At 44.6% G+C, this 23,684-nt stretch carries 23 protein-coding genes and 1 tRNA gene; 11 read left to right on the top strand and 13 right to left on the bottom strand.

All coding sequences use genetic code 11. From position 1 onward, the window contains the following. Positions 1-32 precede the first annotated feature (32 nt). The 3 genes from AC6H1S_RS12190 to AC6H1S_RS12200 are packed head-to-tail and all read left to right on the top strand — an operon-like array spanning position 33 to position 2,049. On the top strand, positions 33-764 hold the full coding sequence (locus tag AC6H1S_RS12190; protein WP_497563783.1) for a class I SAM-dependent methyltransferase: 732 nt from the start codon (positions 33-35) through the stop codon (positions 762-764). Beyond that, positions 761-1,324, top strand: a complete 564-nt coding sequence (locus tag AC6H1S_RS12195) for a phosphatase PAP2 family protein (RefSeq protein ID WP_199141867.1) — start codon at positions 761-763, stop codon at positions 1,322-1,324. The genes AC6H1S_RS12190 and AC6H1S_RS12195 overlap by 4 nt, the downstream gene beginning before the upstream one ends. Further along, a complete protein-coding gene (locus AC6H1S_RS12200) occupies positions 1,324-2,049 on the top strand; it encodes a ZIP family metal transporter (RefSeq protein ID WP_497563784.1) in 726 nt (241 codons plus the stop codon). Before AC6H1S_RS12195 ends, AC6H1S_RS12200 begins: the two co-directional genes overlap by 1 nt. Here AC6H1S_RS12200 and AC6H1S_RS12205 read toward each other — a convergent pair. The 9 genes from AC6H1S_RS12205 to AC6H1S_RS12245 all read right to left on the bottom strand — a co-directional run bounded on the left by AC6H1S_RS12205 (position 2,046) and on the right by AC6H1S_RS12245 (position 8,194). Beyond that, positions 2,046-2,495 carry a MarR family winged helix-turn-helix transcriptional regulator gene (locus AC6H1S_RS12205; RefSeq protein WP_497563785.1) on the bottom strand — a complete coding sequence of 150 codons (450 nt, stop codon included), beginning with the start codon at positions 2,493-2,495 and terminating at the stop codon, positions 2,046-2,048. The two genes, AC6H1S_RS12200 and AC6H1S_RS12205, sit on opposite strands and share 4 nt — an antisense overlap. Further along, positions 2,473-2,676, bottom strand: coding sequence for a C1orf53 family protein (locus AC6H1S_RS12210; RefSeq protein ID WP_497563786.1), 204 nt, complete (start codon positions 2,674-2,676; stop codon positions 2,473-2,475). Before AC6H1S_RS12210 ends, AC6H1S_RS12205 begins: the two co-directional genes overlap by 23 nt. Beyond that, the gene (locus tag AC6H1S_RS12215) at positions 2,673-3,632 is read right to left on the bottom strand and encodes an exonuclease (RefSeq protein ID WP_497563787.1); all 960 of its coding nucleotides are present in this window, start codon (positions 3,630-3,632) and stop codon (positions 2,673-2,675) included. The genes AC6H1S_RS12210 and AC6H1S_RS12215 overlap by 4 nt, the downstream gene beginning before the upstream one ends. A gap of 12 nt (positions 3,633-3,644) precedes the next feature. Further along, positions 3,645-4,235: a dephospho-CoA kinase gene (gene coaE, locus AC6H1S_RS12220; RefSeq protein WP_199136688.1), complete on the bottom strand. Its 591-nt coding sequence runs from the start codon at positions 4,233-4,235 to the stop codon at positions 3,645-3,647. Next, on the bottom strand, positions 4,235-5,182 hold the full coding sequence (locus AC6H1S_RS12225; RefSeq protein WP_199136686.1) for a CdaR family protein: 948 nt from the start codon (positions 5,180-5,182) through the stop codon (positions 4,235-4,237). Before AC6H1S_RS12225 ends, coaE begins: the two co-directional genes overlap by 1 nt. A gap of 68 nt (positions 5,183-5,250) precedes the next feature. Then, complete coding sequence (gene yajC, locus AC6H1S_RS12230; protein WP_199136684.1) at positions 5,251-5,562, bottom strand: preprotein translocase subunit YajC; 312 nt, start codon at positions 5,560-5,562, stop codon at positions 5,251-5,253. Between the two features lie 94 nt (positions 5,563-5,656). Continuing rightward, entirely contained in the window at positions 5,657-6,112 is a 456-nt protein-coding gene (locus AC6H1S_RS12235; protein ID WP_497563788.1) for a DUF1573 domain-containing protein, read from the bottom strand. A 5-nt stretch (positions 6,113-6,117) separates the two neighbouring features. Continuing rightward, the gene (nusB, locus tag AC6H1S_RS12240) at positions 6,118-7,071 is read right to left on the bottom strand and encodes a transcription antitermination factor NusB (RefSeq protein ID WP_199136681.1); all 954 of its coding nucleotides are present in this window, start codon (positions 7,069-7,071) and stop codon (positions 6,118-6,120) included. Between the two features lie 34 nt (positions 7,072-7,105). Further along, entirely contained in the window at positions 7,106-8,194 is a 1,089-nt protein-coding gene (locus AC6H1S_RS12245; RefSeq protein ID WP_199136678.1) for a Glu/Leu/Phe/Val family dehydrogenase, read from the bottom strand. Positions 8,195-8,307: 113 nt separating this feature from the next. On the opposite strand from AC6H1S_RS12245, the gene AC6H1S_RS12250 reads away from it, so the two are divergent. After that, the gene (locus AC6H1S_RS12250; protein WP_497563789.1) at positions 8,308-10,092 is read left to right on the top strand and encodes an ABC transporter ATP-binding protein; all 1,785 of its coding nucleotides are present in this window, start codon (positions 8,308-8,310) and stop codon (positions 10,090-10,092) included. A 145-nt stretch (positions 10,093-10,237) separates the two neighbouring features. After that, complete coding sequence (locus AC6H1S_RS12255) at positions 10,238-10,567, top strand: DUF3276 family protein (protein WP_199136674.1); 330 nt, start codon at positions 10,238-10,240, stop codon at positions 10,565-10,567. A gap of 84 nt (positions 10,568-10,651) precedes the next feature. Here AC6H1S_RS12255 and AC6H1S_RS12260 read toward each other — a convergent pair whose 3' ends face one another. Beyond that, positions 10,652-11,113, bottom strand: a complete 462-nt coding sequence (locus AC6H1S_RS12260; protein WP_199136672.1) for a DUF5362 family protein — start codon at positions 11,111-11,113, stop codon at positions 10,652-10,654. Between the two features lie 325 nt (positions 11,114-11,438). Between AC6H1S_RS12260 and ychF the strand changes: the two genes are divergently transcribed. Further along, positions 11,439-12,533, top strand: coding sequence for a redox-regulated ATPase YchF (gene ychF, locus AC6H1S_RS12265; RefSeq protein ID WP_199136670.1), 1,095 nt, complete (start codon positions 11,439-11,441; stop codon positions 12,531-12,533). Between the two features lie 105 nt (positions 12,534-12,638). Here the strand turns inward: ychF and mgtE are convergent, their stop codons facing one another. After that, positions 12,639-14,015, bottom strand: a complete 1,377-nt coding sequence (mgtE, locus tag AC6H1S_RS12270) for a magnesium transporter (RefSeq protein WP_497563790.1) — start codon at positions 14,013-14,015, stop codon at positions 12,639-12,641. A gap of 255 nt (positions 14,016-14,270) precedes the next feature. Between mgtE and AC6H1S_RS12275 the strand changes: the two genes are divergently transcribed. The 5 genes from AC6H1S_RS12275 to AC6H1S_RS12295 all read left to right on the top strand — a co-directional run bounded on the left by AC6H1S_RS12275 (position 14,271) and on the right by AC6H1S_RS12295 (position 18,786). Continuing rightward, positions 14,271-14,342: transfer RNA gene (locus AC6H1S_RS12275), tRNA-Arg, on the top strand. A 164-nt stretch (positions 14,343-14,506) separates the two neighbouring features. Beyond that, positions 14,507-15,142, top strand: a complete 636-nt coding sequence (locus AC6H1S_RS12280; protein WP_497563791.1) for a class I SAM-dependent methyltransferase — start codon at positions 14,507-14,509, stop codon at positions 15,140-15,142. A 111-nt stretch (positions 15,143-15,253) separates the two neighbouring features. Beyond that, a complete protein-coding gene (locus AC6H1S_RS12285) occupies positions 15,254-16,501 on the top strand; it encodes a TlpA family protein disulfide reductase (protein WP_497563792.1) in 1,248 nt (415 codons plus the stop codon). A gap of 15 nt (positions 16,502-16,516) precedes the next feature. Next, positions 16,517-18,037 (top strand): sensor histidine kinase, encoded by a 1,521-nt coding sequence (locus tag AC6H1S_RS12290; protein ID WP_497563793.1) that lies wholly within the window; start codon positions 16,517-16,519, stop codon positions 18,035-18,037. After that, entirely contained in the window at positions 18,034-18,786 is a 753-nt protein-coding gene (locus AC6H1S_RS12295; protein ID WP_497563794.1) for a LytR/AlgR family response regulator transcription factor, read from the top strand. Before AC6H1S_RS12290 ends, AC6H1S_RS12295 begins: the two co-directional genes overlap by 4 nt. Before the next feature lie 85 nt (positions 18,787-18,871). Here the strand turns inward: AC6H1S_RS12295 and AC6H1S_RS12300 are convergent, their stop codons facing one another. Together AC6H1S_RS12300 and AC6H1S_RS12305 are read right to left on the bottom strand one after the other, a co-directional pair. Continuing rightward, positions 18,872-20,278, bottom strand: coding sequence for a TolC family protein (locus AC6H1S_RS12300; protein ID WP_497563795.1), 1,407 nt, complete (start codon positions 20,276-20,278; stop codon positions 18,872-18,874). Positions 20,279-20,510: 232 nt separating this feature from the next. Then, positions 20,511-23,681: an efflux RND transporter permease subunit gene (locus tag AC6H1S_RS12305; protein WP_497563796.1), complete on the bottom strand. Its 3,171-nt coding sequence runs from the start codon at positions 23,679-23,681 to the stop codon at positions 20,511-20,513. Positions 23,682-23,684 lie beyond the last annotated feature (3 nt).

Consider the following 23,684-nt stretch of genomic DNA (forward strand, 5'->3'; position numbering starts at 1 on the left):
TGCCTTATCAAAAAACGTCAACAAATAGCGTAATGCAACGTAAATGGTTTCAACATTGGTTTAATTCTCCTTATTATCACATCCTTTACAGTCAACGTAACGATGAGGAGGCCGAGTTTTTAATAGACAATCTATCTGCCCATTTGAGGCCCGAAGCCAATAGCCGCATCCTGGATATTGCATGTGGCCGTGGCCGACATGCCATTTACCTGAACAAGAAGGGCTACGACGTTACCGGAATTGACCTTTCTGAGCAGAGCATCAAATATGCGCAGCAGTTTGAGCAGAAAAACCTGCATTTTTATGTGCACGACATGCGCAAGCTGTCTTACATCAACTATTTCGACATTGCCCTGAACCTGTTTACCAGCTTTGGTTATTTTGATACCGAAAAGGACCATGTAAATGCATTAAAGGCATTTAGAAAGGGCTTGAAGGCCGACGGCACCCTGGTTATCGATTATTTCAACACGCAAAAGATCATCAAGAACCTGACCCACCAAGAAACCAAAACGGTTGACGGCATTGAATTCCACCTTAAAAAATTCGTATCGGAAGGCAAAATCATCAAGCACATCAACTTTGAGCACCGCCTGAAAACATACGCTTTTGAGGAGCGCGTACAGGCTTTCTTTTTGGCCGATTTTGAGCGTATGTTCCAAAAAAGCGGCCTGGTCATTACCGAAACTTTTGGCAGCTATGGCTTAGCTCCTTACGACGAGATGAAGTCTGACCGGTTAATCCTCATTTGCAAAAAAGCATGATCGAAACACTTCAACAGTTTGATGCCGGGCTTTTTTTAAAAGTTCATCGTGGCCTAAGCAATGATTTTTTCGACTGGCTGATGCCCTTGGTCAGGAATCGTTTCTTTTGGTCGCCATTATACCTGTTTATTGTGGTTTTCTGTATCAGGCAATACAAAAAAACCGGTTATTACATGATTGGTATGGTTTTGGCCACCTTTGCCATGGGCGATTTGATTGCCTCAAGGCTCATTAAGCCTGCCGTTGCCCGGCTCAGGCCTTGCAACGAACCTACTTTGGTACACGATATCATCCACAGGGTGCCTTGCGGCAGCGGCTACAGCTTTCCCTCGTCGCATGCCACCAACCACTTTGCCATTGCCGTTTTTCTGATTTGCCTATTCTATCAAAAATGGAAGCCGATTTTGCCTTTGGGCCTGGCTTGGGCCCTGCTGGTTAGCTTTGCACAGGTGTATGTTGGCGTGCACTATCCCATCGATACCTTTGTAGGTGCGCTTTTGGGTACCGCTATTGGCTTTTTTACTTTTTTTATTTACCAGAAAATTAAACCTGCGCCCTAATGGAAATCTGGAAGTTCCTTGTTTTGTTTTTTTGTGCCTTCTTTGGAGGTACGGCTATTTTTATGGTCAAAAACGACAAGTCGCAACTGCTTAAGCTTATTCTTTCTTTTAGTGGTGCCTACCTTTTTGCCATTACCGTGCTTCACCTGATCCCCGATGCCTACAGTGGCAGCGACAAGGGCGAAATCGGCATTTTTATCCTCATTGGCTTTTTGCTGCAGATTTTCTTGGAACAATTTTCGGAGGGGGTTGAACACGGCCATATCCATAAGCACCATGATGGACACGCTTTTCCATGGGGCATCATGATCAGCCTTTGCCTGCATGCTTTTTTAGAGGGCATGCCTTTGGCCAAAGACCCTAACAACGAACTTATCTTCGGCATTGCCTTGCATCATATTCCGGCCGCCTTTGCGCTGGCCAGCATTTTGCTGCAAAACCATTTTAAGGCCAAGGGAATAATCTTCTACATTGTTGTATTTGCCATCATGGCTCCTGCAGGCTATTATTTCAGTACCAGCCTCAGCAACGGAAGCATTAGCGGTATGGAGCCTTATTACAATAAGGTAATGGGCATTGTAATTGGTATATTCCTGCACATTTCTACCACCATTCTTTTCGAATCAAGTGCCGACCACAAAATCAACAAGCGCAAAATGCTCGCTGTACTATTAGGGATCGGTATTGCTTTAATCGGTTTTTACAGCGCCGGACACGGGCACTAGCCCCTCATTTTGTCGAGCAAAACATTTAGCTGTTCGGCTTCCTCTTCGGTAAGGCTGTTGACAATGAAGGTAGAAAAATCTACTTCCTTATCCATTTTTCTCAACAGGGCAAGGCCTTTGCTCGAAATGATAATGTCGACGGCGCGTTTATCGTGCACATTGACAGTTTTTTCAACAAAGCCTTTTTGAATGAGCCTGTCAACGATCCGGGATGTATCGCTCATTTTATCCAAGATCCTCGATTTGATGAGGTTGATGGTAGAAGGGCTTGGGTGCTGCCCTCTCAATATCCTGAGTACATTAAATTGCTGCTGTGTAATATCGTACACATTTAGCATGTCTTTTACTTTCTGGCTGCTCCAAAAATAGGTATAAGTCAAGTTAACCAGTGCCTGCTGGAAAACATTTTCAAATTTTGAAGCCTTAATCTCCTTTTGTAGTTGCATGTTTTGGATTGCGTTTTTCAAACTGGGTAGCAGAAGCTCTTTTTCGGCTATTATTTTTCCCATAATTCCACGGGCAGTGCTTACATTTGTTTTTACAACAATACCCTCTTTTAAGGTGATATTTGGCCGTAAAAACCATTAACCCATCTTCGTTAAAGTAATAGTCGGTTTCTTCTTTCATTGATTAAGCAATTTAACGACCAATTTTGGTGCGAGGTAAGTTTGTAATGCTGTTCCGCTACCATGGGTGGTCCATACTTCTATAGGTTTTACGGCGGCTATCGTCTCTAAAATTGCATCCCAATCTACGTGGTCTGAAATATAGAGTTGAATTTCGTTATTTTTTTGCAGATTTTTCCATCCTGTTGCAAAAACCCTGATAACATTGATAGCCCTGAAATAACTATTGTATACCATTGGAGGCACTATATAAACCATATTGGCCTGATTTTGCTTCATCACCTTCCTGTCGTACATTTCATATTGTCCAAGCTTAATACCCATTTCTTCGTATAACCGGGCAAAAGGCATGATACTATGGTGCAACAAAATCCGTTTTTGAGGGCAATGCTCGTTAAGCAGGGCGATAAGGCGTTGGCTCTTGCCCAAGGCATAGGCGCCTAGCATGATATTCGCCTCTACGGCATTCAGTTTTTTGATTTCTTCAATGGCATCGGGGTGTTTGGTTGCTGCTGAGGCAAATGTGGTTTCGGTAAGCAATACATCGGCCTGTACCAATTCGATAGGTTCGCAGGTAGAATCTGCTTCCAGCTTGTAATCACCCGTATAAAGATACCTTACACCCTGGTACTCCATCAATACCAGCGCCGAGCCCAACATGTGTCCTGCGGGATAAAAGCTGATGGCTATACCATGGAGGTTAAAAACTTCGTGATAAGTTTTTAAATGAAAGTTCGCAGCCGCAAATTTGCGATAACGATGTTGCATAAAGGCCGCTGTAGGCGCCGTACAATAAACATTTTGATTGCCACTTACCGCGTGGTCGCCGTGGGCATGCGAAATAACCGCCTCAACTACAGGTTCTTTGGGGTCGAGATAGAAGTTACCATAGCTACAAAATAAGCCAATTTTGGTTTGAACGATAAAATCGTCGAGAATTGCAACAGAATTTGACATGTATAAAGATGGTTAAAGCTTCAAGAATTGTTCGTGAAGCGCCAACACTTGTAAGATAATGGATTGATGTTCGGTATTTTCGATAAAGTAGTCGGCCATTTTGCCTTTTTGCTCATCGCTCCATTGTTTGTCCATACGGGCTTGCACCTGTTCTCGACTGGCGCCATCGCGCTGCATAACCCTGGCCAGCTTGAGTTCGAGCGGCGCCGTTACCAGTATATTTTTGTCGCATAGTTGATAGGAACCGCTTTCAAACAACAAAGCTGCTTCTTTTAAGGTATAGGGAACACTTGGAGGTACTTTTTTTACCCAGCTATCGAAAGCCCTGAATACGGCCGGATGTACCAAGGCATTGAGCTTATCGAGCTCAGCTTGATTGTTGAACACGATCTGCGCAATATGCTTGTTATTGAGGGCACCACTTACCGCGTAGCTTTCCTCTCCAAAGGCCTTTTTTACGCCTGCTATCAACACCGGATCGCTTACCATGAGTCCTTTGGCCACGGTATCGGCATAAAAAACCGGAATGCCCAAGGTTTCGAATACTTTGCAAACCGTGGTTTTGCCACTGCCTATCCCGCCTGTTATTCCTATCTTCAGCATTATTTTTCGATGATAAAATTGATTTTTCGTGGCACCACCTTTACCAGGGTGCAATATTCGGGAAAACGGGTCAGCTTTACGGTTAATTTATCGTGATGCAGGTTTTTCCATTCGTTGAGGTCTAAAGTAGCTTCTATAAAGTCTTCATCCACTTCCTGATAGCTTGAAAGCGCCACCATAAAAGTAACCTGTACTTTTTTGGGATAGAGCTTTACGTCGTAATAATCGCTGTTGTTGATGATTTTTAAGGGTACATCTATCGTTTTCTCGGTAAATTCATCAACCGGTATTTTTACTCCGATGCTGCTGGGATAAACGCTTACGTTATTAGAATTGGTTTGCCTAATAGCCAGCCGGGTATTGACGGTTTGCTGCAAATCGGCCAGTTTTAGGGTATCGGTATACCATTGGCTAATTTTGGCCAGTTCTTCCTGCGGACCGGAAATATTAACATAAGAAGGTGTAAGCTGTACCTGACTTGCAATGCCGTACTGCTTTACGAAGCTGAGGTCTGACACCAATTTAACGGGGATGCGCTTAATGGTGCGCTTAGAAAAATCAAAATAAAGCGTATCTGGTTTTACCGAAATCACCCTTTGCGAAGTTTCCAATTGCTTGTTGATCTGTTCCAGCTGGTCTGAAAACAGGATATAGCTGCGATTGTTGAGTTTTTCTAAACTTACGGTAATAGACTGAGGTTTGATGCGAAGGCGCGAAAACAGCAGCTGCCAGCCCGTTCCTTCTACCTGCAGGTTAACCCGATCTGGCTGTAAAGGCTTAAAGGCCTTGTTTTGCGGTTCGTCTTTATACAAAAGCTCTGTTTTGGCTACATACTTGTACTTGCCATTTAACGCCATGAACAGCCAAGCGCCTATGGCACAGACTAAACAGGCAATGAGCGTTCCCAAACGCTTTCTTTCCAGTTTATTTAGCTTGATCAATGGCATGACGGTAAAAATACAAAAAAAGCCGCTCTCCTTTGCTGGAAGAGCGGCTTTTTATCAGTCAAAAACAATTATGCTTTCGGTGCCGCAGCTTTGGTTGCATCCAAAGAGATGGCTGTTTTGTCGAAACGGATTTTGGTACCGCCTTCTACTTCGATTAAAAAAGTAGTATCGTTGTTGCCAACAATTTTGCCGTGAATGCCAGCGGTAGTTACGATTTTGTCGCCGATTTTAAGTTCTTCTACCAATTTCTTATGGTCTTTGGCTTTTTTTACCTGTGGCCTAATCATGAAGAAATAAAAAACGATCATGATCAAAACCATTGGAATAACCATACCCGTAAGTTGGTTACCGGCTGCTTGTAATAATACTGTTGATGTCATTATTTTTGTTTTATTGTTGAATTGTTAAAATTGCTTTACTGGTGGATGGTGTGGCCATCTGTACCGCTGCGAACTGGAAATTGCAGGCCGAAAACTATGGCCTCGCTTTCACTTCGCCTACCAGGTGCAGTTTCGGGATATCGGGATTTGCGTTAGAAATAATAGTTACAACTTTATCCTGCATGCCCATTTTGCCTTCGCTGTTAAATGTCACTTTTATCGTGCCTTCTTCTCCGGGCTTTACCGGCTCACTAGGATATTCTGGTTGCGTACAACCGCAAGTAGCACTTGCATTGGTGATGATCAACGGGGTTTTGCCTTCGTTTTTAAACTTAAACTCATAGTGTACTTTTTCGCCCTGCGTAATTTGGCCAAAATCGAAAATCTCCTTTTCGAACTTCACCTTGGGCGCATTGGCAACGGGCGCAGCTGATGCACCGGCAGCCGAGAGACCACTAGCTTCAGCTTTTTGTTCAATTGTGTCAGACTTGCTTCTGTTGCAGGCGGTAAAAGCGATTACCACACAGGCAGCGATCAATAATCTTTTCATGGATATTAGTCTTCTATAAGGCCACGGCCAATTTTCTTGATACTATTTGTTCTTTTCAGGTCGTTCAAAATCTTGTCTAAGATACCATTAATAAACGAATTACTTTTCGGCGTACTGTAATCTTTTGAAAGCTCGAGGTATTCGTTGATGGTTACTTTTACCGGGATCGACGGGAAATTCATCAGTTCGCAGATGGCCATTTTCATCAGGATGGTATCCATCAGGGCTATACGCTCCGATTCCCAGTTCTTGGTACGCTCGGCAATCAGTTCCTGGTATTTATCGTCGTTTTTAAGGGTATAGGCAAACAAATCTTTCACAAATTTGCTGTCTTCGTCCCAGTCGGCACTGATGGGCGTTAGCTTGTTCTTGAACGAATCTTCGAAAGTAAAGTTCTTCAGGGTTTTGGCAATCATGCCTTGCATTACTTCCCTATCCACTGGCCAGTTGATAAACTTGTCTTCAAATGCCTGGATGATGTTCTGGTTTTTGAGCAGGAGCTTGCGGAAAATGAACTTGATGATCTCCTTCGAGCTCTCCAGGGTTTCTTCGGCTTCTTCGGCCAGATAAGCTTCGTACTCTTTGGTGGTCTTCAGCTTGTTGAAGATTGATTTAACCAATTCTGGATCGGCAAACCAGTTTACCTGATACTTGTTCACGGCCGAAACATACTCTGGGTTTTCTTTTAAGATCGTTGCAAACCGGTTGTGCAGCAATTTCTGGTTCGGACTCAAATCTTCGGCAGTTGGCAGGTGCTTATTGGCTCTCTCCAATGCATCGTGGGCGGTATATTCGGTTACGTCGACCAAAAGGGCCAACATACGGATATACATTTCATAAACATTGTCAATGCTCTGCATCAGCTTTTTCTGACTGCTTAGAATGTCTTTTTTGTCTGTCATGTGCCAAGCAAAAATATTTTGCAGGACTTTGATTCGGAGGTGCCTTCTGTTTAACATGAATGTAAGAACGATTGGTATTTTTACCGTTTAATTAATATGAGGATTTTATTTTTTTGATGTCGCTTATTCTTTTTTCGGCAATGCGGCTGGCGGCCAGATTGGTCGGAATTTGTTCTGTTTTAGAGAGTTTGATTACTTCGCGGGTAGCATCGTAAATATTTTCGGTCAGCTGCATGGTTCTTTTTTTGCCAAAACCGGTCAGTTCGGCATAGCAGTTGATCAAGCCGCCGGCATTGATCAGGTAATCGGGCGCATATAAAATGCCTTTTTCCAGCAACAGTTGTCCATGCACCTGCTCATCGGCCAGCTGGTTGTTAGCCGAACCTGCAATGATGGCAAACTTCATCGTTTTGATGGTTTTATCGTTTACTGTTGCGCCCAATGCACAAGGGGCATAGATATCGGCTCCAATGGTAAATATCTTATCGGCATCAATTGGCTTCGCCTTGTATTTGCGCGCTACTTCCTGCAAGCGGTCTTGGTTGATATCGCTGATGTAAACTTCTACGTTTTCTTGGCGTAACAGTTCGACCAAATGCTCGCCCACGTTGCCGATGCCTTGTACCACAACCGATTTTCCGGCCAGCATATCGGTGCCAAAAACTTCTTTAACACAAGCCTTAATTCCCAAAAACACGCCTTTTGCTGTATACGGTGCAGGATTGCCTGCGCCACCCAACGATTCGGGAACACCAGTAACATAATTAGTTTCCATGCGGATGTACTCCATATCCCTGGTGGTAGTCCCCATGTCTTCGGCCGTAATGAATTCGCCATTCATGTTTTTGATGAATCGGCCATAGCTGCGCATTAAAGCTTCTGTTTTTTGTTTTCTCGGATCGCCGATGATAACGGCTTTGCCGCCACCAAGATTTAATCCGGTAATGGCTGATTTGTAGGTCATGCCCTTCGAAAGGCGCAGCACATCTTCCAACGCTTCGGCCTCAGAGTTGTAGGTCCACATGCGCGTACCGCCCAAAGCAGGGCCCAACGTGGTGTCGTGTACGGCAATGATGGCTTTTAATCCGGTATCTGGATCATTGCAAAAAACCACTTTTTTGTGGCCTGATGCACTTAATTGGTCTAAAACTGAAGGAACGATAGTACTGTTACCAGACATACAAATTTCTTGAAATGATACGGACAAAATTAAAACAAAAAAACCATTATTTTACGTTGTTTTTTATGTAATTGCGAAAAAAAGAAAAGTCTTTTGGCTAACTTTGCCTATACATGAGGCACCTTCTATTTCTAAACAAATACTTTTATAAATATAAATGGTGGATTATTCCGGGGATAATCTTCGTGGTCATCTCCAACATTTTTGGCGTCGTTCCGGCGCAGGTGGTTGGACATGCCTTTAATCTCATTACCGAGAACATTGCCATTTACCAGCTCTGCAACGGCTTTGAGCGCCAGCAGGTGATGTACGATATTTTTAGCAACAGCCTTTTCTTTTTTGGGGCGCTGATTTTGGTGCTTTACCTGTTGCGAGGACTTTTTCTTTTCTTCATGCGCCAAACGATCATCCTCATGTCGAGGCACATCGAGTTCGATATGAAGAACGAAATCTATGCGCATTACCAAAAGCTGAGCCTCGGTTTTTACCGCCGCAACAATACCGGCGACTTAATGAACCGGGCTACCGAAGACGTTAACCGCGTAAGGATGTACGTTGGTCCGGCCATCATGTATACCATTAATACAACGGTACTGTTTTTCCTGATTATCTATTTCATGTTTTCGGTAAACAGTACTTTGGCCATTTACTGCTTGTTGCCTCTGCCCATTCTGGTGCTCACCATTTACTATGTCAACACCATCATTAACCAGCGCAGCGAAAAGATACAGGAACAGCTTTCGCGCCTGTCGAGCTTTGTACAGGAGCGATTTTCGGGCATCAGGGTTATCAAATCTTACGTTAGGGAAGACCACACCCAGGATGTTTTTGCAGAAGAGAGCCAATCGTACAAGAATAATTCGATGGGCTTGGTCAAAGTGCAGGCGCTTTTCTTTCCGTCTATGCTCCTCCTCGTGGGACTGAGCACAACCCTAACCGTATACATTGGAGGCAAGCAGGTAATCGAAGGTTCAATTACGCCGGGCAACATTGCCGAATTTATCGTGTATGTAAACCAGCTTACCTTTCCGGTAACCATGCTGGGCTGGGTAACTACGCTTATCCAACGTGCGGCCGCCTCGCAAAAGCGTATCAACGAATTTTTGCAACTCAAGCCCGATATCAGTTCGGCCAGCACCGAAGAAAAGGATTTTACAGGCAAGATCAGCTTTAAAAACGTAAGCTTTACCTACCCGGATACAGGTATCGAAGCGCTTAAAAATGTAAGCTTTGAAATAGAAAAAGGACAGTTTTTAGCCATCATTGGCCGAACCGGCTCTGGAAAATCAACCTTGGCCAACCTCATCATGCGCATGTACGACGTAAACTCGGGCAGTATACAAATCGATGGCAACGAACTGAGAAGCCTTAACCTGCACAGCTATCGCAACCAGGTGGGTTTTGTGCCCCAAGAGGTTTTCCTGTTTTCGGATACGATCAAAAACAACATCGCCTTTGGCTTAGACAAGGTTGAACCCGGACAAGTAGAACAGGCCGCGAAAAACGCCGCCGTTTATCAGAATATCATCGATTTTGACCTGCAGTTCGAAACCATGCTGGGCGAAAGGGGCATAACGCTTTCGGGTGGACAAAAACAACGGGTTTCTATTGCCAGGGCCTTGATCAAAGAACCCAAGATCCTCATTTTCGACGATTGCCTCTCTGCAGTAGACACCAAGACCGAAGAAGAAATTTTAGGCAATCTTGGTGCAATTATGAAAGGCAAAACCAGCATTCTGATTGCGCATCGTATCTCGACCATCAAGAACGCCGATAAAATTATTGTGCTCGACGAAGGCCGGATTATTGAGCAGGGCACGCACCAACAACTGCTTGATTTGGGAGGCGCCTACGCCGAAATGTACGACAACCAACTACTGGAAGAAGAAAACGGCTAATCTGTCGTAAAAAACGCCCATACCAATGCGTGTAGCATAAAGTTCAGTTTTTTAACTAAAACTAAAAACTGCGATATTCTATTTTGAACTTTGAGAATTATTGCTTTATATTTACGACAACCTTAAACTAATACTACACACAACAATGGGAGATTTTGACAACAAAGAGAGAGAAGAGGTTTTTTCCAAGAAGGTAAGAGCAGGTAAACGGACTTATTTTTTTGATGTAAAAGCTACACGTTCAGGCGATTACTACCTTACCTTAACAGAAAGCAAAAAAAGATTGGAAGATGGCGTTTTTGTGAAACACAAAATCTTTTTATACAAGGAAGATTTCGAGAAGTTTACAGAAGGCTTATCAGAAACCATCGACTACATCAAATCACATCAAGAAGTAGTGGAAAAACGCTACGAATATTCTGAAAACGCAGAATATAACGTTACCAAATCTGAAAACGACGATTTTTCTTACTAAGAACCACCAATATTTACAATCCCTCAGCCAACATTGAGGGATTTTTTTTGCGCCTTAATTTTTGAGGCTCATGTGGGTAATCGACTAAACCTTCATGGTCATGACAGTAGAAACCAGCGCAATGACATAAAAGCTGATTAGAATAATCGTCATGATGCCCCAGTATTTGAACAGCGATTTCAACCTCATCAAAGCCTCGTTCAGGCTGTTTTGGTCGCCATACAAAACTCCCAGTTTAGCACGGGAAGCATATTTGAAAAGCAATAGGCTCGGATAAAAAATAGCAAAGGCGTATAATAGGCAAACCAGGGTAATGCCTAGCCCACCCAACGCCGCGAAAGATTTGAGGGATGCCAATTCTGGATTTGTACCAATAGCCGCCCCTACGGTGAAAGCACTAACGATGATCAATCCCGTAAAAACAAAGCCTACGATAGCTAAAAAAGTAGCCCATTTGGCCATTTCATAAAGATAGCTGCGCATTTCTTCGCTTACAATCAGTTGCGGGTGGGTTGATGACACAGGAGTTAATTCTTCGTTTTCCATGATTTGGGCATTGTGATTTACAATCAAAGATAAACAATTAATTTTGCCTACCACAAAACACTAGGGAAAGGGCTTAAAAATTAATATCTTTGCGGCCTTGAAAGGAAGTTCTGGGTGGAAGGTGGAAGGTGGAAGGTGGAAGGTGGAAGGTGGAAGGTGGAAGGTGGAAGGTGGAAGGTGAAAAGTGGAAAGTTCAATGTTGGGAGTGAAAAGATTTGAGAGCAGATAAAAACCATTAATAAACAACTGGAAACTGTTAATTGAAATTTAACAACGAGCAACCCAAAACTGATAACTGAACAATAATCGTAAATCAAAAATATAAATGGCATTACAATGTGGTATAGTTGGCTTACCCAATGTGGGTAAATCAACCTTATTTAACTGTTTATCTAACGCAAAGGCGCAAGCGGCCAATTTTCCGTTCTGCACCATCGAACCCAATGTGGGCGTAATTACCGTACCCGACGACCGTTTAACCAAACTTGCCGAGCTGGTGAATCCGCAAAAAGTAGTACCCAATACCATCGAGATCGTTGATATTGCGGGCTTGGTAAAAGGCGCTTCGAAGGGCGAAGGATTGGGCAACCAATTTTTGGGCAACATTAGGGCTACCAATGCCATTATCCACGTGCTGCGTTGCTTTGACGACGGCAATGTAATCCACGTTGACGGTTCTGTTGACCCCATCCGTGATCGCGAAATCATCGATACCGAATTGCAGCTCAAGGATTTGGACACCGTGGTTAAGCGAATCCAAAAAGTAGAGAAGCAGGCCAAAACCGATAAAGACGCCAAAAAGACTTTTGATGTTTTGAGCGTAGTGAAAGCACATCTCGAAACCGGAAAATCGGTTCGTACCGCTCCTCTGCAGCCAGAAGATTTCGATTTCATTAGCGATTTGGGCTTACTGACCCAAAAACCTGTGATGTATGTTTGCAATGTTGACGAAGGCTCGGTGGTTACCGGCAACAAATATGTGGACCTGGTGAAAGCCAATGTGGCCGACGAGAATGCGGAAGTTTTAGTGATTTCGGCAAAGATCGAATCGGAAATTGCCGAATTAGACAGTTATGAAGAGCGCCAGGAGTTTTTGGCCGATTTGGGACTGACCGAATCGGGGGTTAACAAACTGATCAGGGCGGCCTATCGCCTGTTGGATCTATACACCTACTTTACGGCCGGTGTACAGGAAGTTAGGGCCTGGACCATTACCAAAGGCTTTACCGCGCCACAGGCTGCAGGCGTAATCCATACCGATTTTGAAAAAGGCTTTATCCGTGCCGAGGTAATCAAATACAACGATTTTGTAACGCTAGGCTCTGAAAATGCCTGCAAAGAAGCCGGAAAACTGGGCGTAGAAGGAAAAACCTATGTGGTAGAAGATGGCGACATTATGCACTTCAGGTTTAACGTATAAGCTTGACGCTTATGGGTGAGAACACCTAGCAAAAAACCATTTAAAAAATCCTGTAGACAGCATCTACGGGATTTTTTATGCAAAAGGCTGTTGTATAGAAATCGGCTAAAGCAACGTTCCCCTTAAAATTAGCACAGCGATGCTGAAATAAATGACGATACCGGTTACATCGACCATCGTGGCTACAAAAGGTGCCGACGACGTGGCCGGATCGAGCTTCAGTTTTTTCATGATAATCGGCATCATGGAACCGATTAAACTTCCCCACAGCACGATTCCAATCAGCGTAAAGAAAATGGTAACCGACAACAGGAACCAATGTGTACCATAATCGTAAATGTGCAGGCTTTGCCATAAAACAATCCTCACCAAGCCTATCGTTCCTAAGGTTACGCCCAGCAAAAGACCAGAAATAATTTCTCGGCGCATCACTTTCCACCACTCGGCCAAGGTTACCTCGCCCAAAGCCATGGCCTGTATAATCAGCGTGGAGGCCTGCGAACCGCTGTTGCCCCCACTGCTCATGATCAGCGGGATAAACAAAGAAAGCACCACGGCTTTGGAAAGTTCAATTTCAAAGTGCTGCATGGCCGTTGCGGTCAGCATTTCGCCCAAAAAGAGTACGATGAGCCAACTCGCCCGTTTTTTTACCAGTTTAAAGATGGGCATATCGAGGTAAGGCTCGTCCAAAGCTTCGGTACCCCCTATTTTCTGCATGTCTTCGGTATATTCTTCGTGGGCAATCCACAAAATATCATCCACCGTTACAATGCCCAACAAGATATTCTGGTCGTCAACCACCGGCAGGGCCACGCGGTTGTTCATCCTAAACACATTGATGGCTTCCTCTTGCGGGTCGTTTACATTGAGCGAAATCAATCTGTTATCGGTCAAATCGCCGATGCGCATTTCGGGATCGGCCAATAAAATCTCCCTGATCCTGATATCATCCAACAGTATGCCGTCCTTGTCAATTACATACACCACATCGATGGTTTCGGAGTTTTTGCCATAGCGACGGATATGCGAAAGCACACGATTTACGGTCCAATCGGTTTTAACCGCAATAAAATCGGGGGTCATCAAACGGCCAACACTGTCTTCCTCATAGCCCAGCAGGTGCAGGGCTTCGATACGGTCGTTGTCGGGCAACAAGATGAGCAGTTTTTTAACCGCATCGCCTTTCAGTTCGCCCAAAAGTGCCGTCCTGTCATCGGGAGGCAGCTGCCTGATGATTTCGGTCAGTTTGTTGCTTTGCAGTTTTTTGATGATCCTTTCCTGAGTCGGGAAATCGAGAATACGGAATACATTGACTGCCCTTTTGGTTGAAAGGGTTTCGATAAATTTAACGGCATATTGTGGAAGTTCGTCGATGAGCTGCTCTACATCAGAGATGTTCAGCTCGTTCAGGTACGCTTTTAACTGCCTATCGCTCTCGTTTTCTATCAGTTGCAACACTTCTTCTACTAGCAGTTCTTCCATAATCCGTTAAATTTTAAGTTTACATAAGCAAGCTATTCCGTCTTTTTTTGCAAAAATGGCTTTTTCTTTTCAGAATGCAAACTATAATCGGTCCAAAATATCCTTTTTAAGGTTAAATCATAGTTAAGGAATAAAATGCCAGCTGTTGCCAAACCCTGCTGGTTTTTATACGTTGCTGCCATTTTAGGCCGGATATAGGGGAATTTAAAAAGTGATGAATAAATTTAGCCGCGGATTAGCTATATTTGCGGTTCTGTTTCCGTAGTTCAATGGATAGAATGTCAGATTCCGGTTCTGATGATGGGGGTTCGAATCCCTTCGGGAACACTAAAAACACCAAACCGCCTTTAATTTCATTAGAGGCGGTTTTTTATGCCCCATAGTTTTCAAGTTCGACCATTCACCTGTCAGATTTCAGTCTAAATCGTCCTGCTGTTTTCCATATTAGCTATTTCTTGCTAAATTGCAAATGCAACATTATAGCAACAATTATGACGAACGAAACCGAAGACCCCACATTCTGGGAAAAGGCCTTTAACGAAAAACAGGAAATGTGGGGCTTCGAACCTGCACAATCGGCGGTACTGACCAAAGATCTTTTCCTGGAAAAATCGGTAAAAAACGTATTGGTTCCCGGCATCGGCTACGGACGCAATGCCCAGCTTTTTGTAGCTAACGGCATGGCCGTAACCGGCATCGAAATTTCAAAAACGGCTATCGCAATGGCCAGGAAACACTACGGAACAGCCCTAAAAATCTATCAAGGTTCGGTAACCGACATGCCTTTCGACAACAACAAATACGATGGCTTGTTTTGCTACGCCCTTATCCATTTGCTGGATGAAAAAGACCGAAAAAAACTCATCAGCGACTGTTATAACCAACTAACAGAGGATGGCTACATGGTATTTACGGTTATCTCCAAAACAGCGACTACCTATGCGCAAGGCAAATTTTTAAGCAAAAACCGCTACGAAATATTCGAGGGTGTGCAAATGTTCTTTTATGACGAAGAATCAGTCGGCACCGAGTTTGGTCCTTACGGTCTGTTCGAAATCGTTCCTATTCAAGAAAGCCAGCCCTTCCTCCTCGTTAAATGCAGCAAGCGGCCTCGTGCCAATGCCTGATTCACAGCCAAGGCGACCATTTTCACATTGCTGTTATTTTATGGTGTTTTTAGCCCGCATCTTTGGGGCATGAAATCCAACTCAACAAGGAAGCAAATCCTTCAAACAGGGTTGCTCCTCCTACTTTGCCACCTCGCCTTTTGCGCCAACGGCCAAACCAAAGATCCATTGCAGGAGCAGCTGCAACGCATGTCGAAGGAAAAACGCCCTGAAAAAAACGTGGCGACCATGAACGAGTTGCTCACAGCCTACAAGCTCGACCCCGTTAAAAACATGGAGGACATCGATGTAATGAAAGGCACCATAGCGCTCTCCTTTCTTCGAGCCAAACGCTACCCACAGTTCGAGCAATACATTAACCTGATCAGCAATAAGTTTAACCAGACATCCTATTTAAATATGGCTGCAGATCAGTTGATTGAACAAAAAACAGCTCTGGTTTATGCCGAAAAGCTAGCCAAACGTACGCTCGATTTGTATAATGCCTATAAAGACGATACGGCAGCCAGACCTGCCCATTTTCCATTGGAAGATTGGAACAGATTCATGCAAATGGCCAATGGCCCCTACTGCGATACCTACGCCACGGCTTTACTGGCCAACAAAAAATACCAAAAAGCCTTGCTATACCAAGAAAAAGCGCTTGGCAACAAAGACCTTGCTGACGCCTATTTACCTGCTGTAGAGCGCTATGCACTGCTTTTGGAACTGAACAACCAAAGCGACAAAGCTTACCGTATTTTGCTGCAACTGGCCAAAACCGGCAAGGCAAGCGCCAACATGAACGCACAGCTGAGGAAACTTTACTTTCGAAAAAATGGGGCAAAAGCCGTGGATTCTTTTTTTGTGCGCCTTAACGAAATGGCTTTTCAGGAACTAAAAAATAATTTGAGCAAGACCATGCTCCATTCGGAAGCCCCCGCATTTAGCTTATTGGATTTGGAAGGCAACAAGGTATCACTGGCCGATTTCAAAGGCAAAATCGTAGTGCTGGATTTTTGGGCCACCTGGTGCGCTCCCTGCAAAGCTTCCTTCCCTGCCATGCAAAAGCTGGTGGAAAAGCATCCTGACGTTGTTTTTCTATTCATTGCCACCAACGAAACCGAAGGTGGCGTTACCGCTAGGATAAAGGGCTTTATTCATGAAAACAAATATCCTTTCCGGGTATTGATCGACCAACCTTTAGCCAACCAGTCCAAAACCTTTCAAGTGGTAGCAGCTTATAAACCCAATGGAATTCCAGCCAAGGTTGTCATCGACAAAAACGGCATGCAACGGTTCTTATCTGTAGGGTTTTCATCCGAAACCGAACTTCTGAACGAAATGGAGGCCATGATTACCCTAACCAGCGAACAATAACCTAAATTTACAGAAATGAAAAAGCATATCGTCATCTTGTTCTTGTTGCTTGGTGCTCAATTGGGCTACGCACAAACACAGGTTACGCTATTAGACAAGCCAGCCTTTTACCTCTCTGCCGAAGGCATATTGCTGAGCCAAATCCAAAAGTCTATTGGCAAAGACCATGGAAAAACAAATCACATCTACCTTGCCGGAGGTTTTATCAATGTACGTCCAATCGACTATAAGCTGGGAACCGTCATCCATTTTTCGAAACAAGGAAGTACAGCCGACATTGATCTGCTCCGCTATTCGCGCAATGCCAAGCTCTATTACCATACCTATTTTGCTGCAAGCAATGGCCAAACCATGCCTGCTCCGGTTAATGAGCCACTAAAACTATGGCTTCAGGATCAAAAAACGAGTACCGCCTACTTAAGGGTAAACGACGTCTTTAATGTAGATATCCTGGACTATCAGACCGACACCTTGGTCAAAAGGTATTCGATCAAAAGAATCAGGGTATTTCCATCCATACACTTTAATGCCATTGTTGGAAAAAAGGGAAAAAACATACCGGTTTCCGAAAACAAGCAGCTTGCAGCTGCTTCATCCGATAAAATCGAAGTACGCGCCGCAAACAACAACGACCTGCGCTACCAACCTTTGGACTACACCTTAACCAATTTGAAAACCGGGAAGCAAGAGCGCTTTCTGGGCAGAAGAACTATCCAGTTGCCCAAGTTAACGGCCAATACCGATTATGAGTTGCGCTGCAACTTCGATATCCAGCCCGAAAGTACCCTTTCCTATCACATCCAAGTAAAGGCCAAATGGTATCAGTTGCCCTTGGTGTATGGTTTGGCTGTAGGCTTGCTGATTTTGTTTATGGCTATTGCTGTTATTTGGCGATTGAAAGGCGAAGTGAAGCGCTCGCAAAAAAAACAAAAGGAAATCGAACAGTCCATTTTAAGGTTGCAATCGCAACTTAACCCACATTTTACCTTCAATGCGCTGAGCTCTATCCAAGGGCTGATGAACACCAACCGTATTGCCGAAGCCAATGATTACCTGCAGGATTTCAGCAGCCTGCTTCGGAAGACCCTTAGCAAGGGACAACAAATTTTCAACACCTTGGATCAGGAGCTCGAAATGATGCAGACCTACATCCGGTTAGAGGCCTTGCGCTATAATTTTACTTGGGAAATCCAATTATCGCTCAGTTGCAATGCTTCTATTATCGAAATTCCTACCTTATTGTTGCAGCCTTTGATCGAAAATGCCATCAAACACGGCATTGCCTCGCTAGGCAGCAAAGGCCTATTGCTAATCAGCTGCCACACCAACGACCAAGACGATTCGCTACGCATCAGCATCAGCGACAATGGCCAGTGGACAAATGCCAATAGCCATATGGGCTACGGGCTCCAATTAACCTACGATAGGATTTCGGCCATTAACAAGCTGCATCGAGAAAAGAAAATTGTGCTTAATTTTGAAAAACAGCAAGGCACAGTTGCTATTTTCACTTTTCAAAACTGGATAAATCAATGATCAGCGCCATACTAGTAGACGACGAACCGATCAATAACGACAACCTTAAGGCGCTCTTGGCGCAACATTGTCCACAGGTTGAAGTACTGGCTTCGGCCACCAGTGCCGCCGAAGCCAAGGAACTGTTGCTGGCCAACAAGCCCGACGTAGTATTTCTGGACATTCAAATGCCTGAAAAAAATGGCTTCGACCTATTGAGATCGATCGGCGAACCCGGCTTCGAAGTGGTTTTCGTAACCGCTTTTGATGCATATGGCATCATGGCCATTAAATTTTCGGCCTTAGACTACCTGCTCAAACCTATTAACGCCGCCGAGCTCAAAACCGCGGTGGGCAAAGTTGAAGCCTCGGTAAAGGAAAGGAAGAAAAATGCGCGCCTGGAAAATTTGATGCAGCTCCTCGACAGGCAACAACTGGATGAAAACGAAAAAATTGGCTTGCCTACCCAGAGAGAAACTTTCCTAACCCCAATTAAAGCTATTGTCAGGTGCGAATCATCGAACAATTATACCAGCTTCTATTTAACCGATGGCACCTCGTTGCTCATTTCAAGACCGATTTACGAGTACGAAGAACTACTGACACCCTATGGCTTTATCCGTTGCCACCAATCGCATTTGGTGAACAAGAAACATGTGAAGAGTATTTTGAATGAAGATTCGGGCTACCTGATCATGGAACCCGACCATGCCAAAATCCCAATTTCAAGACAGAAAAAACCACTCATCAAAGCCATTTTTAAAGCTTAGGACTATTTAGAGTTTAATTAACCCCGCATTAAACAAAAAACCATAGCGAAAAGCTATGGTTTTAACTATATGGATAACTCAATACCTATTGCCAACCGCCACCTAGTGCACGGTATAAAGCCACACCGGCATTCAGCTGTGCTGTTTTGATCGTGGTCAGATCCAATTCGCCCCTCAATAGGTTGCCTTGAGCTGTAATCACTTCCAAATAATTGGCCATGCCGCTTTTAAACAACAGGTCTGAGTTTTTAACGGCCAGCTGTAAGGTCTGCACCCTGGTTTGCACCGTAGCATATTCATTTTTGAGGTTGATGAGCCTAGCTTGTTCGTTCGAAACTTCGGCCACCGCCCCAATTACGGTCTGCCTAAACTGCAATACCGATTTCTCTCTTTCTATTTTAGCCAGTTCGAACTGGGTTTTCAGTTCCTTGCGCTGAAAAATAGGCTGTGTAATGCCACCGCCTACTACGCCAAACAGCGATGCCGGAATGTTAAACCAATTGCTGGCCTTAAAAGAATTTAAGCCACCACTAGCCGAAATGGTTAGGCTGGGGTACATCATGGCATTGGCTATGCCTACTTTGGCATTGGCGATCCTCAATCCTAATTCCATACTTTTTACGTCGGGCCTGATGCGCAACAAATTTGCCGGCACACCCACCGCCAACTGATCGGGAACGGTTAACTCCGTTAAAGTAGCTGCGCGTTCAATAGCTGTTGGAAACTTGCCGGTTAATACGCTCAGCGCATTTTCTTGAATGCTGATGGCTGTGGTAATCTGCGGAATCAATTGGGTAGCGCTCAACAATTGGGCTTCGGCCTGCTGAATGGCCAACGAACTTACCTGCCCCGCATCGAATTGCATTTTGATCATTTTAAGTGTGCTTGTATTCAATTCGATATTCTTTTGCGCAACTTTTAATTGCGCATCCAACATCAGCAATTGATAAAAACCCATAGCCACTTCTGCCACAATACGGGTCTGCACCGCTTTCTTTACTTCGGCCGATTGCAGGTAACCGGCATAAGCGGCTTCTTTTTGTTTTTTGATCTTGCCCCAGATATCAGCTTCCCAGCTTAAGCCGAGGTTGGCATTAAAATCTTCGATATGACTGGTCTTCAAAAATTGCGAGGTGCTCAATCCATTCAAACTATTGTCCGATGGGCGATTAGAATTGGCCGTAATTTGCAAATTCAGTTGAGGCACATTGCCCATTTTTGCCCTTTGCAGCATCAGTTCAGAGGCCTCGATATTTTTCAAGGCCATTTGCAGGTCGATGTTTCGCAGCAAAGCGCTATCAATCAGATTGCGGATGGCTGGCGTACCAAAAAAATCCTTTACCGGCAAAGCACCAATGCTGCTGGTATCTGTATTTCCATCCCTAAAGTTCATCGGTACATCCTTAATGGGGTTGGCGATGTTTTTGGTGAGGCTACAGCTGCTTGCAGCCAAAATCAGCAAGGCTAAAAAGCCATTTATAAATGTTTTCATCTGTTTATCTATTATTTCAACGGTGATGAAGCCACCATGTTTTTAGGATCATTCCCCTTCGGGTTTGGGTAAAATCATGATGGTTCATTATATCGTTCTGAATTATTGCCATGGAAAGCACAGTTGTCAAAACCGTGCCTTCCACTCATTTTAGTTATACCATTTCTTCAACCATGAAGAAACGAGGGGCAAAAACTCTTCGAGTAGCGAAGGCTCTTGCGTTGTAGTTTGGTTATTTTCCATCGTGAACTAAATGATGATTTTCTTCGGGATGTACATTGGTAGGCACACCCGTAATTTTTTCCTGTAAAAACTGGAAGAGGATAAAAAGTACCGGAATAAAGAACACACCAAGCAGTACTCCCGAAAGCATACCACCGGCTGCCGCGATACTGATGGAGTGATTACCCAATGCCGATGGACCTGTAGCCCTCATCATCGGGATCATTCCTACAATAAAAGCCAAAGAAGTCATGATAATCGGGCGTAAGCGCAACTTGGCGGCCTCCAATGCCGACGACAGCAGGGTTTGTCCGGCTCTTCGGCGCTGGATGGCAAACTCAACAATCAGGATGGCGTTTTTGGCCAGCAAGCCAATCAGCATCACCAAGGCTACCTGCACATAAATATTGTTAGAGATTCCTGTAAAACCAATAGCCGCAAACACGCCAAATATACCGGTAGGAATAGACAGGATAACCGAAAAAGGCAGGATATAGCTTTCGTACTGTGCCGACAGCAAGAAATAAACAAACAGCAGGCAAAGGATAAAAATAACCACCGATTGGCCACCCGAAGAAATCTCTTCTTTGGTCATGCCCGAAAACTCGTAGCTATAACCACCCGGCAAGTGCTTGGCGGCTACCTCCTCTACCGCTTTAATGGCATCGCCAGAGCTATAGCCCGGTTTGGCAATGGCATTGAGGCCAATAGAACTGAACAAGTTGTAACGCGACACCGTTTCTGGCCCGTACACCCTGCTCAATTTAACCAAGGTGTTGATAGGCACCATTTGACCCCTATTGTTCTTCACAAATACGCCATCCATAGCCGCCGGGTTGGCCCTGTCTTCCTGATCGGCCTGTACCACCACGCGATAGTATTTGCCAAAACGGTTGAAATCGGAAGTTTGGGCGCTACCAAAATAGGCCTGCATGGTTTGCAAAATATCACGAACGCTTACGCCCAACTGGGCCGCTTTAACCTCGTCAAGTTCCATGGCCAATTGCGGGTAATCCGACCTGAACGAGGTAAAGGCTACCGCAATCTCCGGGCGTTTCATCAACTCGCCAATAAAATTAGACGAAACCTCGCTAAACTTGTCCAATTTGCCTACCGTCCTGTCTTGCAATACGATATCCAAACCATCGATGTTACTGAAACCCGGTACGGTTGGAAATGTGAACACAAAGAAATTGGCTCCTTTAATGGCGGCCAGTTTTTGCCTTACCTCGCCCATAATACCATCGATATCCTTGATTTTTCCGCGCTCTTTGGTGGGTTTGAGCAACACAAAAGCCACACCCGACGAAGGGCTCGACGACTGGGTGAGCATGTTGAAACCAGAAAGCCCCATTAAGGTTTGCTTTGATTCCATCGATCCCAAAATGCTTTCCAACTGTTTGATAACCTCCGTGGTACGGTCAAGCGAAGCACCAGCCGGCATCGACAGCGAAATAGCGATAAAGCCCTGGTCTTCTGAAGGAATAAAGCCCGATGGCGTACGCTTAATCATCACGCCTGTAGCCACAATTACCGCAAGCAGTGCTACCATGGTAGCCCAACGGAACTTGATTAAAAATTTAAGGCCATTGGTATACTGATCGGTAATTTTCTGGAAACCCGAGTTAAAACCAGCAAAGAACTTTTGCTTAAAGGTTTTCTTTTCTCCCGCAGCCGGATTGTGTTCTTTCAAGAACAAGGCCGCCAAAGCAGGGCTCAAGGTTAAGGCATTTACCGCCGAAATCACAATCGCAATAGCCAGGGTAAAGGCAAACTGCCGGTAGAACAACCCGGTTGAGCCTTCCATAAAGCCTACCGGCAGGAATACCGCCGACATGATCAGGGTGATGGAAATAATGGCACCCGTAATTTCGCTCATGGCCGAAGCCGTTGCCGCTTTAGGAGGCAAATGCCGGTGTTCCATTTTGGCATGAACCGCCTCTACAACCACAATGGCATCGTCTACCACAATCCCAATGGCCAACACCAATGCAAACAGGGTAAGCAGATTGATAGAGAAACCAAAAATCCACATGAAGAAGAAAGTTCCCAAAATGGCCACCGGCACCGCTATGGCTGGAATGAGGGTCGACCTGAAATCCTGCAGGAACACAAACACTACAATAAACACCAAGATAAACGCCTCGATCAAGGTGTGGATAACCTGATCGATAGACTGGTCTAACGAATATTTGGTATTGTATAAAATGAGGTGTTTTACGCCTTTCGGAAAGTCCTTAGACAGTTTTTGCATCAACTTGTCTATCGCGATCTGAATCTCGTTCGAGTTTGAACCTGCCAGCTGCACAATACCGATGTTAACCCCAGGCTTGCCGTTTACCCGGGTAAAGTTAGTGTACGAATAGGCCCCAAATTCAATTCTGGCCAAGTCTTTCAACCTCAATACCGAACCATCAGGATTGGCTTTGATTACCATATCGCCATATTCTTCTGGTTTGTTAAGCTTGCCTTTGTAGGTAATCACATATTCGAAAGCTTCTCGGCTGCTCTCGCCGAATTTGCCAGGCGCCGCTTCCAGGTTCTTATCCTGGATAATGCCCATCACTTCTTTTGGCGTCAAGTTATAAGTCGCCATTTTCGAAGGATTGAGCCAGATACGCATGGAGTAATCTTTGTTGCCTCCAAAAATGGTTGCCGAGCCTACCCCTGGTATACGTTTAATATCAGGAATGATGTTGATTTGGGCATAGTTGGCCAAGAAAGTCTGGTCGTAGTTCTGCTCATCATCAGTAAACAAATCAACCACCATAATCAAGCTGTTTTGTTGCTTGGCTGTGGTAATACCTGCTTGTACGACCTCGGCAGGCAACTGGCTGGTGGCTTGGGCCACGCGGTTTTGTACGTTTACAGCCGCCTGATCGGGATTGGTGCCCAGTTTAAAATAAACGGTAATGACCAACGAGCCGTCGTTACTGGCCGTAGAGCTCATATAGCTCATGTTTTCGACACCGTTGATAGATTCTTCCAACGACGGCGCTACCGAGCGCAATACCGTTTCGGCATTGGCACCGGGGTAGAAAGCCATAACCTGAACTGCAGGAGGCGCTATATCGGGGAACTGTTGCAAGGGCAATTTAGATAGTCCCAAAACCCCAAGTATAACCAATAGGATAGAAATGACCGTAGCGAGTACCGGTCTGTTTAGAAATATTTTGAACATGAT

The organism is Pedobacter sp. TM02 (assembly GCF_059705275.1).

What these genes read in the sequence shown, in the direction of transcription:
- AC6H1S_RS12190 (WP_497563783.1), top strand. Translation starts at nt 33, where the DNA reads ATGCAACGTAAATGGTTTCAACATTGGTTTAATTCTCCTTATTATCAC.
- AC6H1S_RS12195 (WP_199141867.1), top strand. Translation starts at nt 761, where the DNA reads ATGATCGAAACACTTCAACAGTTTGATGCCGGGCTTTTTTTAAAAGTT.
- AC6H1S_RS12200 (WP_497563784.1), top strand. Translation starts at nt 1,324, where the DNA reads ATGGAAATCTGGAAGTTCCTTGTTTTGTTTTTTTGTGCCTTCTTTGGA.
- AC6H1S_RS12205 (WP_497563785.1), bottom strand. Translation starts at nt 2,495, where the DNA reads ATGCAACTACAAAAGGAGATTAAGGCTTCAAAATTTGAAAATGTTTTC.
- AC6H1S_RS12210 (WP_497563786.1), bottom strand. Translation starts at nt 2,676, where the DNA reads ATGAAAGAAGAAACCGACTATTACTTTAACGAAGATGGGTTAATGGTT.
- AC6H1S_RS12215 (WP_497563787.1), bottom strand. Translation starts at nt 3,632, where the DNA reads ATGTCAAATTCTGTTGCAATTCTCGACGATTTTATCGTTCAAACCAAA.
- coaE (WP_199136688.1), bottom strand. Translation starts at nt 4,235, where the DNA reads ATGCTGAAGATAGGAATAACAGGCGGGATAGGCAGTGGCAAAACCACG.
- AC6H1S_RS12225 (WP_199136686.1), bottom strand. Translation starts at nt 5,182, where the DNA reads ATGCCATTGATCAAGCTAAATAAACTGGAAAGAAAGCGTTTGGGAACG.
- yajC (WP_199136684.1), bottom strand. Translation starts at nt 5,562, where the DNA reads ATGACATCAACAGTATTATTACAAGCAGCCGGTAACCAACTTACGGGT.
- AC6H1S_RS12235 (WP_497563788.1), bottom strand. Translation starts at nt 6,112, where the DNA reads ATGAAAAGATTATTGATCGCTGCCTGTGTGGTAATCGCTTTTACCGCC.
- nusB (WP_199136681.1), bottom strand. Translation starts at nt 7,071, where the DNA reads ATGTTAAACAGAAGGCACCTCCGAATCAAAGTCCTGCAAAATATTTTT.
- AC6H1S_RS12245 (WP_199136678.1), bottom strand. Translation starts at nt 8,194, where the DNA reads ATGTCTGGTAACAGTACTATCGTTCCTTCAGTTTTAGACCAATTAAGT.
- AC6H1S_RS12250 (WP_497563789.1), top strand. Translation starts at nt 8,308, where the DNA reads ATGAGGCACCTTCTATTTCTAAACAAATACTTTTATAAATATAAATGG.
- AC6H1S_RS12255 (WP_199136674.1), top strand. Translation starts at nt 10,238, where the DNA reads ATGGGAGATTTTGACAACAAAGAGAGAGAAGAGGTTTTTTCCAAGAAG.
- AC6H1S_RS12260 (WP_199136672.1), bottom strand. Translation starts at nt 11,113, where the DNA reads ATGGAAAACGAAGAATTAACTCCTGTGTCATCAACCCACCCGCAACTG.
- ychF (WP_199136670.1), top strand. Translation starts at nt 11,439, where the DNA reads ATGGCATTACAATGTGGTATAGTTGGCTTACCCAATGTGGGTAAATCA.
- mgtE (WP_497563790.1), bottom strand. Translation starts at nt 14,015, where the DNA reads ATGGAAGAACTGCTAGTAGAAGAAGTGTTGCAACTGATAGAAAACGAG.
- AC6H1S_RS12280 (WP_497563791.1), top strand. Translation starts at nt 14,507, where the DNA reads ATGACGAACGAAACCGAAGACCCCACATTCTGGGAAAAGGCCTTTAAC.
- AC6H1S_RS12290 (WP_497563793.1), top strand. Translation starts at nt 16,517, where the DNA reads ATGAAAAAGCATATCGTCATCTTGTTCTTGTTGCTTGGTGCTCAATTG.
- AC6H1S_RS12295 (WP_497563794.1), top strand. Translation starts at nt 18,034, where the DNA reads ATGATCAGCGCCATACTAGTAGACGACGAACCGATCAATAACGACAAC.
- AC6H1S_RS12300 (WP_497563795.1), bottom strand. Translation starts at nt 20,278, where the DNA reads ATGAAAACATTTATAAATGGCTTTTTAGCCTTGCTGATTTTGGCTGCA.
- AC6H1S_RS12305 (WP_497563796.1), bottom strand. Translation starts at nt 23,681, where the DNA reads ATGTTCAAAATATTTCTAAACAGACCGGTACTCGCTACGGTCATTTCT.